This window comes from Pseudomonas fragariae (ex Marin et al. 2024), assembly GCF_059621105.1.
The window spans coordinates 4,542,211-4,557,459 of sequence record NZ_CM184369.1 but is presented as its reverse complement, the minus strand read 5'-3'; the positions used below and the strand labels follow the sequence as shown (position 1 = coordinate 4,557,459).

The 15,249-nt window shown below is 58.4% G+C and carries 20 protein-coding genes; 13 read left to right on the top strand and 7 right to left on the bottom strand.

What is annotated here, in order from left to right; translation table 11 throughout:
* Nucleotides 1–7: 7 nt before the first annotated feature.
* From AC54XV_RS19760 to AC54XV_RS19750, 3 genes are all read right to left on the bottom strand, one after another.
* Nucleotides 8–736 (bottom strand): TorF family putative porin, encoded by a 729-nt coding sequence (locus tag AC54XV_RS19760; protein WP_011268648.1) that lies wholly within the window; start codon nucleotides 734–736, stop codon nucleotides 8–10.
* A 144-nt stretch (nucleotides 737–880) separates the two neighbouring features.
* Nucleotides 881–1,393: a hypothetical protein gene (locus tag AC54XV_RS19755; protein ID WP_057458049.1), complete on the bottom strand. Its 513-nt coding sequence runs from the start codon at nucleotides 1,391–1,393 to the stop codon at nucleotides 881–883.
* A gap of 167 nt (nucleotides 1,394–1,560) precedes the next feature.
* The gene (locus tag AC54XV_RS19750) at nucleotides 1,561–1,749 is read right to left on the bottom strand and encodes a PFL_1563 family small protein (protein WP_002554403.1); all 189 of its coding nucleotides are present in this window, start codon (nucleotides 1,747–1,749) and stop codon (nucleotides 1,561–1,563) included.
* A 306-nt stretch (nucleotides 1,750–2,055) separates the two neighbouring features.
* On the opposite strand from AC54XV_RS19750, the gene AC54XV_RS19745 reads away from it, so the two are divergent.
* Complete coding sequence (locus tag AC54XV_RS19745; protein ID WP_011268646.1) at nucleotides 2,056–2,892, top strand: CvfB family protein; 837 nt, start codon at nucleotides 2,056–2,058, stop codon at nucleotides 2,890–2,892.
* Nucleotides 2,893–2,961: 69 nt separating this feature from the next.
* Here AC54XV_RS19745 and AC54XV_RS19740 read toward each other — a convergent pair whose 3' ends face one another.
* Nucleotides 2,962–3,594, bottom strand: a complete 633-nt coding sequence (locus tag AC54XV_RS19740) for a DsbA family protein (RefSeq protein WP_011268645.1) — start codon at nucleotides 3,592–3,594, stop codon at nucleotides 2,962–2,964.
* A gap of 144 nt (nucleotides 3,595–3,738) precedes the next feature.
* Between AC54XV_RS19740 and AC54XV_RS19735 the strand changes: the two genes are divergently transcribed.
* Nucleotides 3,739–4,140 (top strand): DUF2177 family protein, encoded by a 402-nt coding sequence (locus tag AC54XV_RS19735; protein ID WP_011268644.1) that lies wholly within the window; start codon nucleotides 3,739–3,741, stop codon nucleotides 4,138–4,140.
* Nucleotides 4,141–4,217: 77 nt separating this feature from the next.
* Here AC54XV_RS19735 and AC54XV_RS19730 read toward each other — a convergent pair whose 3' ends face one another.
* Nucleotides 4,218–4,598, bottom strand: coding sequence for a hypothetical protein (locus AC54XV_RS19730; RefSeq protein WP_003363371.1), 381 nt, complete (start codon nucleotides 4,596–4,598; stop codon nucleotides 4,218–4,220).
* Between the two features lie 212 nt (nucleotides 4,599–4,810).
* Between AC54XV_RS19730 and AC54XV_RS19725 the strand changes: the two genes are divergently transcribed.
* The 3 genes from AC54XV_RS19725 (at nucleotide 4,811) to def (ending at nucleotide 6,781) form a co-directional block, all read left to right on the top strand.
* Nucleotides 4,811–5,002: a CsbD family protein gene (locus AC54XV_RS19725; protein ID WP_003402493.1), complete on the top strand. Its 192-nt coding sequence runs from the start codon at nucleotides 4,811–4,813 to the stop codon at nucleotides 5,000–5,002.
* A 223-nt stretch (nucleotides 5,003–5,225) separates the two neighbouring features.
* Nucleotides 5,226–6,191, top strand: a complete 966-nt coding sequence (locus AC54XV_RS19720) for a YihY/virulence factor BrkB family protein (protein WP_011268643.1) — start codon at nucleotides 5,226–5,228, stop codon at nucleotides 6,189–6,191.
* A gap of 50 nt (nucleotides 6,192–6,241) precedes the next feature.
* A complete protein-coding gene (gene def / locus AC54XV_RS19715; RefSeq protein ID WP_003402497.1) occupies nucleotides 6,242–6,781 on the top strand; it encodes a peptide deformylase in 540 nt (179 codons plus the stop codon).
* Nucleotides 6,782–6,805: 24 nt separating this feature from the next.
* On the opposite strand, the gene AC54XV_RS19710 is transcribed toward def, so the two are convergent.
* Nucleotides 6,806–7,216 (bottom strand): GNAT family N-acetyltransferase, encoded by a 411-nt coding sequence (locus AC54XV_RS19710; RefSeq protein ID WP_024642220.1) that lies wholly within the window; start codon nucleotides 7,214–7,216, stop codon nucleotides 6,806–6,808.
* A 120-nt stretch (nucleotides 7,217–7,336) separates the two neighbouring features.
* On the opposite strand from AC54XV_RS19710, the gene AC54XV_RS19705 reads away from it, so the two are divergent.
* From AC54XV_RS19705 to AC54XV_RS19670, 8 genes are all read left to right on the top strand, one after another.
* Complete coding sequence (locus AC54XV_RS19705) at nucleotides 7,337–8,350, top strand: ABC transporter substrate-binding protein (RefSeq protein ID WP_110393027.1); 1,014 nt, start codon at nucleotides 7,337–7,339, stop codon at nucleotides 8,348–8,350.
* Nucleotides 8,351–8,481: 131 nt separating this feature from the next.
* Nucleotides 8,482–8,982, top strand: coding sequence for a hypothetical protein (locus tag AC54XV_RS19700; RefSeq protein WP_024642218.1), 501 nt, complete (start codon nucleotides 8,482–8,484; stop codon nucleotides 8,980–8,982).
* A gap of 30 nt (nucleotides 8,983–9,012) precedes the next feature.
* A complete protein-coding gene (locus tag AC54XV_RS19695; RefSeq protein ID WP_024642217.1) occupies nucleotides 9,013–9,450 on the top strand; it encodes a nucleoside deaminase in 438 nt (145 codons plus the stop codon).
* A gap of 292 nt (nucleotides 9,451–9,742) precedes the next feature.
* A complete protein-coding gene (locus AC54XV_RS19690; RefSeq protein ID WP_057458046.1) occupies nucleotides 9,743–10,564 on the top strand; it encodes an alpha/beta fold hydrolase in 822 nt (273 codons plus the stop codon).
* Entirely contained in the window at nucleotides 10,554–11,741 is a 1,188-nt protein-coding gene (locus AC54XV_RS19685; RefSeq protein WP_496717172.1) for a PAS domain-containing sensor histidine kinase, read from the top strand. The genes AC54XV_RS19690 and AC54XV_RS19685 overlap by 11 nt, the downstream gene beginning before the upstream one ends.
* A gap of 113 nt (nucleotides 11,742–11,854) precedes the next feature.
* Complete coding sequence (locus AC54XV_RS19680; protein ID WP_024638951.1) at nucleotides 11,855–13,039, top strand: GAF domain-containing sensor histidine kinase; 1,185 nt, start codon at nucleotides 11,855–11,857, stop codon at nucleotides 13,037–13,039.
* Between the two features lie 249 nt (nucleotides 13,040–13,288).
* On the top strand, nucleotides 13,289–13,609 hold the full coding sequence (locus tag AC54XV_RS19675) for a hypothetical protein (protein WP_003402512.1): 321 nt from the start codon (nucleotides 13,289–13,291) through the stop codon (nucleotides 13,607–13,609).
* A 55-nt stretch (nucleotides 13,610–13,664) separates the two neighbouring features.
* Complete coding sequence (locus AC54XV_RS19670; RefSeq protein ID WP_057458044.1) at nucleotides 13,665–14,828, top strand: PQQ-dependent sugar dehydrogenase; 1,164 nt, start codon at nucleotides 13,665–13,667, stop codon at nucleotides 14,826–14,828.
* Nucleotides 14,829–14,921: 93 nt separating this feature from the next.
* Here the strand turns inward: AC54XV_RS19670 and AC54XV_RS19665 are convergent, their stop codons facing one another.
* Nucleotides 14,922–15,230 (bottom strand): PepSY domain-containing protein, encoded by a 309-nt coding sequence (locus AC54XV_RS19665; protein ID WP_096127129.1) that lies wholly within the window; start codon nucleotides 15,228–15,230, stop codon nucleotides 14,922–14,924.
* Nucleotides 15,231–15,249: the final 19 nt, after the last annotated feature.

The following is a 15,249-nucleotide window of genomic DNA, read 5'->3' as shown; positions in this document are numbered from 1 at the left end:
TGGGCCTTTAAAAGAATGAACGCACCGCTTTAAGGGTGAACGTCCCGTCACAGCGTGCGTTGTGGCCGCTGTAGACGCTGCAATCGCCGCCGCTCAGGCTTGAGCCGCTATAGATGAGGTTCATGTCGATGCCCAGCCAGGGGCGTGACAGGTTCAGCGACCAGTCGTTGAAGCCGTTGATCAACCCGCCGTCGGCGGCGGACTGCGGGGTATCGAACTGGTGATTGGCGTACTGCATGCGCACGCCGACGCCGAGTTGCTCGATGGCGCCCAGATCGACGAATACCGTACTGTCGCGGGTGCCGACATCGTTGCTGAAGGCCGCGCCGATCCGGCTGTCGCGCATGCGCAGGCCGGCATAGAACTCGTGGCTGTCGATCTGGCTGGTGTCGGGGTAACTGTAACGAATCATCCCCAGCTCGTAGCCAAGGGTGTTATCGAAGGGCTTCTTGAAGCCCATGTAGGAGTCGAGCTCCATCCCGGTATCGGAGGCCAGGCCCATGTTGGGCGCCCACTGCCCGAAGTAGAAACCGCTTTCGTGGGTCAGGTCCATGCCGCCATGAAAGGACCCGGAACCGCCGGTGGGCGTCACCAGACCCTGGGCCATGCTGCGCGTAGGCGTGGTGGCGAGTTTCAGGTCGAAGTCGCCCAGATCCCGCTCCAGAACCTGGGCAGAGACGGACTGACAAACAAGCATGGCGCTGAAAGACAGCACGTGTAAGCGATGGCTGAGCATGGCTCACTCCTTGATCTGCGAGGAGTGTGGTCAGGGATGGCGTATCGAAAATGGCTCAGGAGCCGACACAAGCCGCGAGCTAGAGCCTCGCAAGCATACCGTTGAAATGAGCTCGGGGCGGACCGTTCGTCGATCCGTCGTGTGTCAGTTGGCCGCAGTGGTGCGCGCAGACGGGATGATCAGCCCTCGAATCACCACCAGCGCCTGCTCAAACGACGGGTAGCCACTCTTGGCGACGTCCAGTTGGGCGTATTCAGACTGATAACGTTCGGCAAGCTTTGGATCGCTGACACTCAGTTGCTGGGAGAGCAGGGCGATGGCCAGTGGATGCTTGTGTTTCGCGGCGGTTTGCAGCAAATCGATGATCTGCTTTTGGTCGGCCTGCTGGCGAATCAGCAATACAGCCTGATAGAACTCGGCTTCGCCCGACGCGTCGTCAAGTGCGGCACGGCGCAGCATGGCTTCGGCCAGCTCATAGTTTTCGCGGTTGTCTTCGCTGATCAGCAGTTTGGCCTGCAGCATGTCGTTCTGATAGAGCAGATGCTCCGCCCGGCAAGGGCTGTCGGTGAGCTGACTGTCGTTGGGGCCGTTTTCGCAGTGCTGCGACGCGCAGCCGCCAAGGTAGACAAGTGCACCGAAAAGCATCCAGTTCTTCATTCGAGCATTCCACAAAGAAGATAACGTCCAGAGCGTGATCCAGCTCGTGGTCATAGTGATATCAGAGGAGAGAGTAGCAGCGTGACCGGAAGAATATCCAGCGAAGGATGGTCAATCTAGCGCCTTGAGCGTCAAGGCGCGTAGAGATCGACAGGCAGGACGCGGTTTTACTTTTTACCGAGATTGATCTGCTTGGACGGTGCGAAGGTCTGGCCACTCACGCCTTTGGCAATTTGCTGGATTTCACCGCCGGACTTCAGGAAAGCTGCAATCTGCGCGTTGATCGAGTCGCTCGTTTCAACGGCTGGGGCGGGTTTGGCTTTCGAGTGGGATGCTTTGATACGCATGGCTGCCATTTACCTTCATAAACGTAATACGGCCAGCCAGAGTACAGGAAACGCTTGATTATTGCTTGGTGAATATGGCATTCGCCCGAGCCGAACCTGCACTCGGTGGCTTGGCGAATTTATTCCGGAAGCCGCTAAGCGCCTGTTTTCAGATACAAAATTTCGACGTGGCGCTGCGCCGCAGTGCAGCAAGGTCGATCGACGGGGATCGGGGAAACTGACGAGTGGAGGCTGTATCGACACCTTCGGCCACGCAACGCGAACCCGGACTCAAAGTCGGGTAGAATGCCGCCCACGTAATGAGGGTATCTGGAAATGGCTTTAATCGGGCGTTACAACAGCTTGCAAATCGTCAAGCACACGAACTTCGGTCTGTATCTGGACGGTGCGCAGGATGGTGAAATCCTGCTGCCCAATCGGTACATCCCCAAGGACGTTCCTACGGAAGATGAGGACTGGCTCAATGTGTTCATCTATCTGGACAGCGAAGACAAGCTGCTCGCCACCACTGAAAAACCCAAGGTGCAGGTCGGTGAGTTCGCCAGCCTGAAGGTGGTTGAAGTCAACAGCATCGGTGTATTCCTTGACTGGGGCCTGCCCAAGGACCTGTTGCTGCCGTACTCCGAAGAGAAGCGCACCTTGCAGGCCGGTGATTACTGCGTGGTTCACGTCTACCTCGACAAACACACACGGCGCATTACCGCGACTGCGCGTCTGGATCGCTACCTGGACAAGACTCCCGCCAACTACAGCGTGGGCCAGGAAGTCGATCTGCTGGTGGCTGAAGCGACCGACATGGGCTTCAAGGCGATCATCAACAACAAGCACTGGGGCCTGATTCACAAGAACGAAGTGTTCAAGTTCATGCGCGCCGGCAAGCAGGAAAAGGGTTACATCAAGGAAATTCGCAGCGACGGCAATATCAGCCTGAGCCTGCAACCCGTCGGTGCAGAGGCCGCGAGCAGCCTGAACTCGAAGATTCTCACCAAGCTGCGCGAGAACAACGGCACGCTGCCGGTCAGCGATAAAAGTGATCCGCAGGTCATCAGCGGCCTGTTTGGCGTCAGCAAGGGCAACTTCAAAAAGGCCATTGGTGCGTTGTACAAGCAGGGCCAGATCGTGATTCACGCCGACCGTATCGAGCTGGTCTGACAACACGTCGCAGCCTGGGTGCCTGAGCGGCAATTGATGTGAGCTGCAGTCAATGCAGCTCGCGATGCCTCAGGCCCAAGTGGCGAGCGCGTCTATTTCCTGGCTCAGGCGCTCAAACGGCAAGGTGCCGTTGAATACCCGCGCGTCTTCCAGCGCCTCGTCGCTGCGTCGCAGCAGCACGACCGGCACCGCTCTCAACCCAAGCTTCTGTGCCAGTTGCCGGTCGTCCAACACGGCCTTTTCAAAATGACCGGCATTGAGTGCCTGCTCCATCGCTTGCCGATCCAGTCCGGTGGTGGTGGCCAGCTCGAGCAGCGTGTGCGTCTCGCTGATATCCAGCCCCTTTTCGAAGAACGCCCGGTAAGCCTCTTTGTGAAACGCTTCAAAACCTCCTGCATTCCTGGCAAAGACTGCGGCTTCCAGAACCTTGCGGCTGCGCGGCTGAACGCTGGGCATCTTCATCATCACCTGACGCCTGTCGGCCATCGGCAGTACAGATCGTGACCAGGTTTCACGCAGATAATCAGCACTCGGGTCGAGCAGTGCCAATGGGTCAGGGCGCAGTTCAAAGGCATGCCAGTTAAATTCGAGCCGCTCACCGTAGGTTTGCTGAAGCTGTTCCAGGACGGCCAGTTGCAGGTAGCAGAACGGGCAGACGTAGTCGCTCCAGACATCTATTTTCAGGGGACCAACAGTGTTCATGTGCTTGAAACTCCATAACGCTCGTTAACACTGACTCCCTTCACCTTTTAAAAGTCCTGAAGTTGGATGGATCAATGTCTACCTTTGGTCGGTCATACCCTCAAGCGGGCTTTCCCGGCCCTGAAACTTGATCAAGGACGCGCCATGAAAAGAATACTGATCGCTTACTTCGGCACATTGCTGGCGTTTCTGATCCTCGACGGACTGTGGCTGGGCGTGTTGATGGGGCCGACCTACCGTGAATGGCTCGGACCGCTGATGCTCGATACGCCCGTATTAGGACCTGCCATCGCGTTTTATCTGCTGTATGGGGCGGGGGTGGTGTTTTTCGGCGTCATGCCTGCGCTCAGAGTGCAACGACTGAGCCATGCGACATTGTGCAGCGGTCTGCTGGGGCTGATTGCCTATGGCACCTATGACCTGACCAACTGGGCCACCTTGCAGGGCTGGCCGGCGCAGCTGGCGCTGGTGGATCATGCGTGGGGCACGGTGGTGTCGGCGCTGGCCGGTACGGCGGGCTATCTGGCGGTACGTCGATTTGCCTGAAGCGGTGTGCCGGGTGAGGGTTGGCTGCTCGCAACGCTCACCCGGCGCAGTGCGCGAATCTGGTGGCGGGTTTACCGCTACTTCTGCAGGAAGCCGGCAAAACTCAGGTTGCTGCCCTTGGGGCGCATGTCCTTGAGGAAAGAGTCCTTGTCGGCGCTCAGCTCCAGGCTGACGGTCGGTTTGCGCTTGTCGGCATTGCGCACTTCAAGGCCTTCCATGTGATCGCGCATGAATACCGTGGTCACTTTCAAATGCAGTAACTGGTCGGTTTCAGGCGTGTGCAGCAGCAGGTGCAGCCACTCGTACTGGCCTACTTGCAGGCGCGGGACAGGCAGGTCGAACCACCAGATGTTTCTTTTGTGGTCCAGCACGGCGAAATGCGTGTTGTTGACGCCCAGCACTGCGCCACCCAGATCCTGGTTTCTGCGTGCAATGGCCAGCTTTTTATCGAGTTTCATAACGTTCCTGTGAATCGGTGTGTTCAGCGTGTCGGCCCTGCCGGACAACGGTGGCGCGCATTCTCGCACAAACTCTGCCGCAAACCTGCCCAAATGCTCGGCAGACGAGTGGCCTGGAAAATAGTTGAAACTCTTGGCCACCGGCACAGGTCAATCTTCTGTCGAGTACGACGTCCGATTCCAGCGCGGTCTTCAGACCCAGGAGATTTTCGATGAGCAGCACCAGCGATAAAGCCAAAGGTATGGCCAACGAAGCAGTTGGTAACGTCAAGCAGGCTGTTGGCAAGGCTACCGACAATGACAAACTTCAGGCTGAAGGCAAGGTACAAGAGCTGAAAGGCGAAGGCCAGCAGACCGTAGGCAAGGTCAAGGACGCGATCAAGAAGGGCGTGGACAAGGCTTGAGTCGATTGTTCCCGGCGCCCTGGCGCCGGGGCAGGTTTACCGATAACGGTCATCCACGGATGGCCGTTATGCTTTCTGCTCTGCGGGACTGAAACCTTTCATGGCCTGTCCAGTCAATGTGCCATCGGTATTCGCGTATCGGTTCGTCAACGCGACACGTCATCTATGACATGCCGGTTTTCAGGATGTAAGGTTTTCCAGTAAGGGAGCGAGAGGAAGCGCCATGATTTTCCCCCATTTGCGTAAATTGAAAGTCGGCAAAGTGCTGGTGAGAACCGTCAACGAGTTCCTCGATGACGAGATGTCCACCTATGCCTCGGCGCTGGCTTACCAGATGTTGTTTTCTCTGTTCCCGTTCCTGCTGTTTCTGATCGCGTTGATCGGCTTTCTGCATCTGCCGGACTTTTTTTCCTGGTTGCGACTGCAGTCGGAGTTTCTCTTGCCGCCGCAGGCGCTCGAGCAGGTCAACCCGGTCATCGACCAGTTGCAGCAGTCCAAGGGCGGCTTGCTGTCGATCGGTATCGTCATCGCCTTGTGGACCGCGTCAGCGGGTGTGCGCCTGATGATGAGCGCCATGAACGCAGCGTATGACGTGGTCGAAGGGCGTCCTATCTGGAAACGCCTGCCGCTGTCGATTCTCTACACCGTAGGCATTGCTGGCATGTTACTGGCGGCAGCCGCCTTCATGGTGCTGGGGCCGCAGGTCATGAACTGGATTGCCGCGCAGATCGGCATGGAAGACTTCATCGTCACGCTGTGGACCATCCTGCGCTGGCCCGCGATCATTATCCTGCTGATGGTCGCCGTGGCGCTGATCTATTACGTGATGCCTGACGTCAAACAGGAGTTTCGCTTTATCACCCCAGGCTCGGTGCTGGCCGTGGTGGTGTGGATCGTCGCTTCCCTGGCCTTCGGTTTTTACGTCAAGACCTTTGCCGACTACAACGCCATGTACGGCAGCATCGGCGCGATCATCGTGCTGTTACTGTATTTCTATATTTCCGCGGCGGTGCTGTTGCTGGGTGCGGAAATGAATGCGGTGATCGAGCACATGTCCGCCGAAGGCAAGGACGCAGGCGAGAAGGAAGCCGGTGACGGCGGCGAAGAGAGCAGCGAGACAGTCAAGCAGCATGTCTCCGGTCTGGGCCGCGACCATTCGGTGCCGTTGCAGAAGGCGGACGAAGCCTGATCGTGTTGTGTGGCAAGATCGCTTTTTAAGTCGGCAAGAGACACGCAGTCATGATCCACAAAATCCTGAAGATGGGCGATGAGCGCTTGTTGCGCATCGCCCCTCCGGTACCCGCAGAGATGTTCGGCAGCAGCGAGCTCGATACGCTGATTGCCGACATGTTCGAAACCATGCACAGCGTCGGCGGTGTTGGCCTGGCGGCGCCGCAGATCGGCGTTGATCTGCAACTGGTGATTTTTGGTTTCGAGCGCAACGAGCGCTATCCGCAGGCCGAGGCGGTCCCGCAGACGATCCTGATCAACCCGCTGATTACCCCATTGAGCCCGACGCTGGAAGAGGGCTGGGAAGGCTGCCTCTCAGTGCCCGGCCTGCGCGGCATGGTGGACCGTTATCAGAGCATTCGTTACGAAGGCTTCGATCCTCAGGGCCAGCCCATCGAGCGTGTTGCCCACGGTTTTCACGCGCGGGTCGTTCAGCATGAATGCGACCACCTGATCGGTCGGCTTTACCCGTCGCGCATCACCGATTTCAGCAAATTCGGCTTCATGGACGTGATGTTTCCGGACATGGACCCCAACGCCGACGAGTGATCGTCGTGTTGTGCTGCGACGCCATCAGGTTTCGCGGCACAGTGCGATCAGCGGCTTGCTGCGGCTGTAACGCATGAACCGTTCACCCAGGGCCTGTGGCAGACGCCGGGCCGTCGCGAACCCTGAACGTTGATAAAAGCCCAGCAGGTCCGGATGGCAGAACAGCCACACCGGCCCGTTCAGCGGTTGCAATGCCGCTTCGATCAGGCCCTGCGCCACTGCTTGCCCGCGAGCCGCCGGCGCGACGAACAGCCCGGTCAGCCAATGCCCCTCTGCGACAGGCGTCAGGCACAACGCACCGATGATTTCTGCCCGTTTTGCAACCCAGGCCTGGCCCTTGCTGGCAGCGCGCATTGACGACTGGTGCTCGCGGTAGAACTTGCCCAGCAATGGGCGACATTCATCAGGTAGCGGGTAGAACTGGATTTCGGACATCGCGGCTGCGCTTGAAATAGGAGCCTTGCATCATACAGAGGCTCAAGCCGTGACAACTAATCGGCGCAGGCTGGTGTCGATACTTTCAGACCCGTTTCTTCCGCGCCATTTGAGGTGAGCATGAAATCAATAACACGACTCCTGGGCTGTTCACTTCTGGCGCTGGGCCTGCTCGGGCAGACCGCGACAGCGGCTGAAAAAACCAAGCCTATCCAGTTTGGCGCGCTGACCTGGGAAAGCGGCAGCCTGATCACTGAAGTCCTGCGTACCATTGTCGAGAAGGGCTATGGCTACCCGACCGATACCCTGCCAGGCAGTACGGTCAGCCTGGAAACCGCGCTGGCGAAAAATGATATCCAGGTGATCGCCGAAGAGTGGACCGGACGCAGTCCGGTGTGGGTCAAGGCTGAAGAGGAAGGCAAGGTGCTCGGCCTGGGCAACATCGTCAAGGGCGCGACCGAAGGCTGGTGGGTGCCTGAATACGTGATCAAGGGTGACGCCGCCAAAGGCATCAAACCGCTGGCGCCGGACCTGAAGTCTGTCGCGGACCTGGCGCGCTACAAGGACGTCTTCAAAGACCCGGAATCGCCGGACAAAGGCCGATTCCTGAATAGCCCGAGCGGCTGGACCTCGGAAATCGTCAACACCCAGAAACTCAAGGCTTATGGCCTGGCCGACAGCTTCGTCAACTTCCGCACCGGCTCGGGCGCAGCACTGGACGCCGAGGTCGCATCGTCCATCCGGCGCGGCAAGCCGGTGTTGTTTTACTACTGGTCACCTACGCCCCTGTTGGGCAAGTACAAGCTGATCAAACTGGACGAGCCCGCCTTTGACGCTGAAGCCTGGAAAACCCTGACCGACGCCAGCAACCCCAACCCGCGCGGCACGTCTTCGCTGGCGGCAACGCTGTCGATCGGCGTATCGGCAGAATTCAGCAAGCAATACCCTGAGCTGGTGAGTGTCTTCAAGGGCGTGGATTTCCCGATTGACCTGCTGAACAAGACCTTGGGCGAAATGAGTGACAAGCACGAGGATGCCAAGGTCGTGGCTGCCCGCTTTCTCAAGCAGCATCCCGAGGTCTGGAAAGCCTGGTTACCTGCCGATGTTGCCACCCGGGTCAGCAGCAGTCTTTAACTATGACTCTGCTGCATGACGCGAGGCGCATAGCTGATAACGGCATCAATGACCGGTATGCGACGCGCCGAGTGGTAAAGCCCCGCCGAGCTGATAAGTTCAGGTCTGGGTCAATCGATGCGGGAGGCGTCATGACTGATCATGTTCGGGGCTCGCGCGGCACGTGGCATACCTGCCTGGCATTGCTGGCCTGTCTGTGCCTGGAGGCGATGCATCCGGCCTGTGCCGAAGAGGCCGACGACATGGCGCTGGCGCTGGTGGAGCAACGAAATCTGGGCGAGGGCCTTGCCTGGCTGGGGTATCAGGTCGCCTCGCGCACGGCGACGTTTGCCGGTATCGTGCAGGCAGTCGGCAAGACTGAAGCGCAGGAACTGGTACAGAAGGAATTACAGCGCCTCAAACCGGAATATCAGGCGCAGTGGGACCGCAATCTGGCAGCCGCTTATGCTCATTCATTTACCGCCGAGGAATTGCGCTCGCTCAATCAGGGCGGGGATTCACCTTCATTGGGAAACAGCTTCAGGGCCAGAAACACCCAGGTCAGCGTCGATATGAAAGCCCGATCATCGGAGCTGCTGGGACAATTTGTCAGTCGTGCGCTGGGCAATGCCGAGGCAGCACTGCAACACTGACAGCTATTTTGACGAGACGAGGCAAAAAACATGGACGCATTCATGCAGGCAGCATTCGATGAGGCGCAACTTGGGCTGAAGGAAGGCGGAATCCCCATCGGCTCGGTCATCGTCCACGGCGGCGAGATCATCGGTCGAGGCCATAACCGTCGTGTACAAGAGGGCAGTGCGACGAAGCACGGCGAGATGGATGCGCTGGAAAATGCCGGTCGCCAGCCGGCCAGTGTCTACCGTGACTCGGTGCTCTACACCACACTGTCGCCTTGTGCGATGTGCAGCGGTGCGATTCTGCTCTACGGGATTCGCAAAGTGATCATCGGTGAGAATGAGTCCTTCATGGGCGAGGAAGAACTGCTGCGCTCGCGTGGCGTGCAGATCGACGTGCTGGATAACCCTGAGTGCACACACATGATGAAAGACTTTATCGCCAGCAAGCCAGAGCTGTGGAACGAAGACATCGGCGAGTAAAGACCGCTTCTTGTCAGCCCCATGCTCCGCGCTCATCGTAAATCCAACGGCTTATCGTGCCAATGCTCCGCGTTGGCATGCAGTTCGTGACGCTCTGCGTCACCCGACACCGCTCCGATACCTGCGAAGTTCAGGTGCGCCTCAGAACACTGCCCATCATTAATCTTCTTTGGCTCCTGCCTTAAAGTGCGGTTTGTGCCACTAATGTGCCTTTAACGGTGATAACCTCCTCTCATCTTTATCACGGTATGCACATACCCAGCCGTTTACCTGGCCATTTTCGGAGCCCGATATGTCGGTCCAGCAGCGCAACAACGTCAACATTATGGGCGACGGACCGATCACTCTGATTTTCGCTCATGGATTCGGCTGCGATCAGAACATGTGGCGTTTTATAGCGCCGCACTTCGCAGAGCGCTTCAAAGTCGTGCTGTTCGACCTGGTGGGCAACGGCAATTCGGACGTATCGGCCTGGTATCCGCACAAGTATTCGTCGCTCAAGGGCTACGCAACCGACTTGCTGGAGGTGGTCAACGAGTTCGCCGCAGAGGGGCCGGTGGTGCACGTCGGTCATTCGGTCAGTTGCATGATTGCCGTGCTGGCCGAGCTTCAGTCTCCCGGTCGGTTCGACAGTCACATCATGATTGGTCCGTCCCCGCGTTACCTCAACGAAGAAGATTACCTGGGTGGATTCACTCGCGCCGATGTCGATTCGTTGCTTGAGACGCTGGAAAGCAATTATCTGGGCTGGTCCAGCACCATCGCGCCGACACTCATGGGTGCCTCGGATCGACCTGAGCTGAGCGAAGAACTCGCCAACAGTTTCTGTCGCACCAATGCGGAGATTGCCAGACAGTTTGCCCACGTGACGTTTTTATCCGACCATCGTGCCGATGTCGCGCAACTCAAGAGCAGAACACTCATTCTGCAAAGCAGCGACGATATGGTGGTGCCGGTCGAGGTGGGTGAGTACTTGCACCGCGTCATTACCGACAGCACCCTGCACATGATCGACAATGTAGGGCACTACCCGCACATGAGCGCAGCACAGGAATGCATTACTGCGATGAATCAGTTTCTGGCCTCTTGCGAGAGTGCCGCCCATGACCGTTGAACAGGTGAGCCTGCCCGTCACCGAAGACCTCTACGAGCATGCGCCCTGTGGTCTGTTGATCACGTTGCCCAACGGCACTATCGAGCGCGCCAACCTGACGTTTTGCCGATGGCTGGGGCTGGAGCGCGACGCTGTTGTGGGCCGCCGCTTTCAGGAACTGCTGAGTCTGGCAGGCAAGGCCTTTCTGCAGACTCACTGGGCGCCCACGCTGCAGTCGCAAGGGTCAATTGCCGAGGTCAAGGTCGAGCTGATTCATGCCGATGGCCGCCCCATCCCGATGATGCTCAACGCCGTACGCCGCGAGTACCCGTCGGGGTATCTGCATGAAGTGGCCGTGTTCCTGGCCGAAGAGCGCAACAAGTACGAGCGCGAACTGCTGGCTGCCCGCAAAATTGCCGAAGAGCTCCTGCAACAGCAGATGACCGTGCAGAGCGAGCTGACCTCGGCGCGCAATCGCTTGCGTCTGGCGCATGCCGAGGCGGAGATCCGGGCTATTTTTGCCGAGCAGATGATTGGCATCGTCAGCCACGACCTGCGCAACCCGCTGGCCGCGATCAAGATGGCCGCCGGACTGCTGGAGCGCACCCCACTGGAGTCGCGGCAGGAGCGGATTCTGGGACACATCAATCATTCCACCGACCGTGCCGATCGCATGATTGTCGACCTGCTGGATTTCACTCACGCCCGGGTGGGCAGTGGCATTACCGTCGTTCCTCAGCCTATCGACTTTCACGCAGTCGTCGCCCGGGGCGTCGAAGAACTGCGCCAGGTTTTCCCGGATCGGGTGCTGACCCATCGCAGCGAAGGACAGGGCGCCTGTTCGGCGGATCCTGACCGCCTGCTGCAGATGCTCGGCAATCTGGTCAGCAATGCCATCAATTACGGCGCCGACGACGGTGAGGTTTTGATTACGTCGTCGTTCGACACCTGGATGATCAAGCTGTCGGTGCACAACCTCGGTGAACCGATACCGATGGAGAAGGTAGACGACCTGTACGAGCCCGTCGTACGCGTGGTCAGCGACAGTGACGAGACCCGCACCGTCGGGCTCGGCCTGTTTATCGTGCGCGAGATCGTTCGAGCCCATCTGGGCGATGTGACGGTTCGCTCTTCGGCTGAAGAGGGCACGACGTTCACGGTGGCGTTTCCGCGTCCCCCGGCGAAATCCGAGGTTTGATCAGGTTTCGTACAGGTTGACGAGCAACCCGTGTTATTCACGGGTGCAGAAAAATCGTTACAGTCCTAAACTAACGTGCTGCGTCATCACCTCAAGGCTCATACAGGTTCTACATGCGGCGATCCATTTCAAATGATGTGGCCACGATCAACCGGATCAGCGCAGTGCCGGCCATCCTGCAGGTCATTGCCGAATCCACCGGGCTGGGTTTCGCCGCCGTGGCGCGTGTAACCGAAACCAGCTGGACGGCCTGTGCGGTCCTGGACAAGCTCGACTTCGGTTTGAAGCCCGGCGGTGAGCTGGAGCTGAGCAGCACCATCTGCCACGAGATTCGCAGTTCCCACAAGCCTGTGGTGATTGACCATGTCGCCGAGGACCCGCTGTTCTGTGCGCATGACACACCACGTCTGTACAGCTTCCAGAGCTATATCTCGGTGCCGATCTTTCTTTCCGACGGCTCCTTTTTCGGCACTATCTGCGCGCTGGATCCCAAGCCTGCAAAGCTGATCGGGACGCCCATCGAGGCCATGATGGTGTCGTTCGCACGTCTTCTGGCGCTGCAGATCGAGGCCGAGGAAAACCTGCAACAGGCGCGTGAAGACCTGCTCGCCGAACGTGAGGTGGCTGAGCTGCGCGAGCAGTTTATCGCGGTGCTGGGGCACGACCTGCGCAACCCGTTGTTTGCCATCAATGCCAGTGCCGAATTGCTGCTGCGTCGTCCGCTGGATGAAAAGGCCCAGCAGATCGTGCAACACATCCTGACCTCTGGCCAGCGCGCCTCGCAGCTGGTCGATGACGTGCTCGATTTTGCCCGTGGTCGTATGGGGCATGGCATTCCTCTGAGTATCCATGAGGCACACGGTCTGGATAAAACCCTGGAGCATGTGATTTCAGAGGTGCAACGCGTTCACCCGTCGCGGCCGATTCACTCGAACATAGGCGCGCTGGAGCGTATTCGCTGCGATCACGAGCGGATCGCACAATTGCTCTCCAATCTGGTGTCCAACGCGATCAGCCATGGTGATGCCGAGAGCCCGGTCGAAGTGACGGCAGGCGTGCATGGCGATGTGTTTGTGCTCAGCGTTACCAATCAGGGAGAGCCGATACCTGAATCGGTTCGTGCGCAACTGTTCCTGCCGTACTCCAGACCCATCACCGACGAGCCGCAAGCCGGGCTCGGGCTGGGGCTGTACATCGCCAGCGAGATCGCCATTGCTCATGGAGGTACGCTCGAGGTGTGCTCGACGCGAGAGCAGGGCACGGTCTTTACCTTCAGTATGCCGTTGAAGTCTGCATAGGCATCCTGCGTCAGCCTGTGTCCTGTGATCACACAGACTGCCCGCCAGGCGCTTTTTTGTGCTCCGCAAACCTCGGGTGCAGGCCGTCGCGTCGTTCGGCTGCGACAGCCTTGACCATCCTTGTTACAAACTCTCCTACCGCTTTGCTTGCTCATCGGCAGTGCCGGGTCGAACCTGAGGCCCGGGTTGCCATCAAAGGCCTGAGTCTTCACGGTTACTCCGAAGTTTTCACCTTGCCCAGAGGTAGTGATGAACAGTTTTGTGCGTAATCTTGTCGGCGGCGTGCTTGTTGCGTCATGCTGCATCGGCGCGGTCCAGGCGCAGACGCTGCCAAACAGCACCCTCAACAATGGTGCCAGCAGCAACCCGTATAACAGCCCGATCCACCGTGCCAACCCCAACAGCCGCCAGGGCACCGAGTCCAGCGTGCCACCGTCCCGTGGCCCCAACATCGCGCCGCCGGTGCGCAAGCCCACTCTGGAAAACGGTGGCATTGGTAACGGCTACCCTACGCGCCAGAACACGCCACGTCCTTCTACACCGATAACCGACCCCAAGCGCGGCAACTGAATTTTCAACCCGGCGAACCCGTGTGGACGTCGACTCAATGCATAAGGAAACGCTCATGCCTAGAAAAAACCTGATCGCGACATTGTGTACTGCAGCCATTCTGAGCCTGCCACTGACGGCCAGCGCCGCTACGGAAACCTACAAAAGCGAACTGGGCACCGTCACGGTGACCCCTGTTGTCGAAGGTCTGGATCATCCGTGGGCGCTGGCCTTTCTGCCTGACAGGCAAGGCATGCTGGTGACAGAGCGTTCCGGCAACCTGCGCGTGGTATCGGCGGATGGCAAATTGTCCGCACCGCTTTCCGGGGTCCCGCAAGTCTGGGCACAGAAGCAGGGCGGCCTGCTTGATGTGGTGCTGTCACCGGACTTCGCCAAGGACCGCATGGTGTATCTGACCTACTCCGAGGGCAGCGGCAAGACCGCCGCCGAAGGTGATACCGCCGGCACTGCCGCAGGGCGTGGTCGTCTGTCCAAGGACATGACTCGTCTGGAAGACTTCGAAGTCATCTTCCGCCAGGAACCGAAACTGTCGGTGGGCAACCACTTCGGCGCGCGGATGGTCTTCGATCGCGACGGTTACCTGTTCATCGCCCTGGGCGAAAACAATCAGCGCCCCACGGCGCAGGATCTGGACAAGCTGCAGGGCAAGATCGTGCGCATCTATCCGGACGGCAGCGTACCGAAAGACAATCCGTTCGTGGGCCAGAAGGGTGTACGCCCCGAGATATGGTCCTATGGCCATCGCAATCAGCAGGGCGCCGCGCTCGACCCCTGGACCGGGACGTTGTGGACCAACGAGCATGGCCCCAAGGGCGGTGATGAGCTGAATATCATCGAGCGTGGCGCGAATTACGGCTGGCCGATCGCGACCCACGGTATCGACTACTCGGGTCAGCCGATTTCGGAGTCGAAAGGCAAGGTTGTCGAAGGAACCAAAATTCCGTTCCAGGTCTGGGAAGTGTCACCGGGCCTCAGTGGCATGGCGTTCTATGATCACAGCCTTTTCAAGGCATGGGATCACAGTGTATTCATCGGTGCCCTGGCCACTGAAGAGTTGATCAGACTGCAGTTCGAAAATGACAAGATCGTTCATGAAGAACGTCTGTTGAAAGACATGAAACAGCGCATACGGGATGTGCGTCAGGGACCGGACGGTTACTTGTATCTGTTGACCGACGACGATAAGGGAAGTCTGCTGAAAGTCGGCTTGGCCCAGTAATAAACTGTTAATCGCTTGAAAAAGAAAATTCCCACAATATTGTGGGGATTTTCTTATGAGTTGCTTGCGGTGGTAACCGGTAAAGCAGTCGGATCAATTATCCTTTGCGTCACGTACCACTTCGCCTGTCTTGGCATCGACGTCGTAATTCCACTCCACACCTTTGACGTCTTTCAGTTCGATCTGATAGATCAGGCGGCCGGTGCGGTCCTTGTCCAGTTCGGTATCGTGGACCGTGAAGCCTGTGTGCTTGGCAACGGCCTGCTTGTTGAACTGTTCAAAGTCACCCAACGCCTGAGACTTGTACAGGCGGATCACTTCATCGGGACCAACGTCAGCCTGGGCGGCACCTGCAACAGCAGTGAGGGCAACAGCGGCGAAAACGGCAGGCATAAGTTTCATGGGGTATTCCTTTTTGATT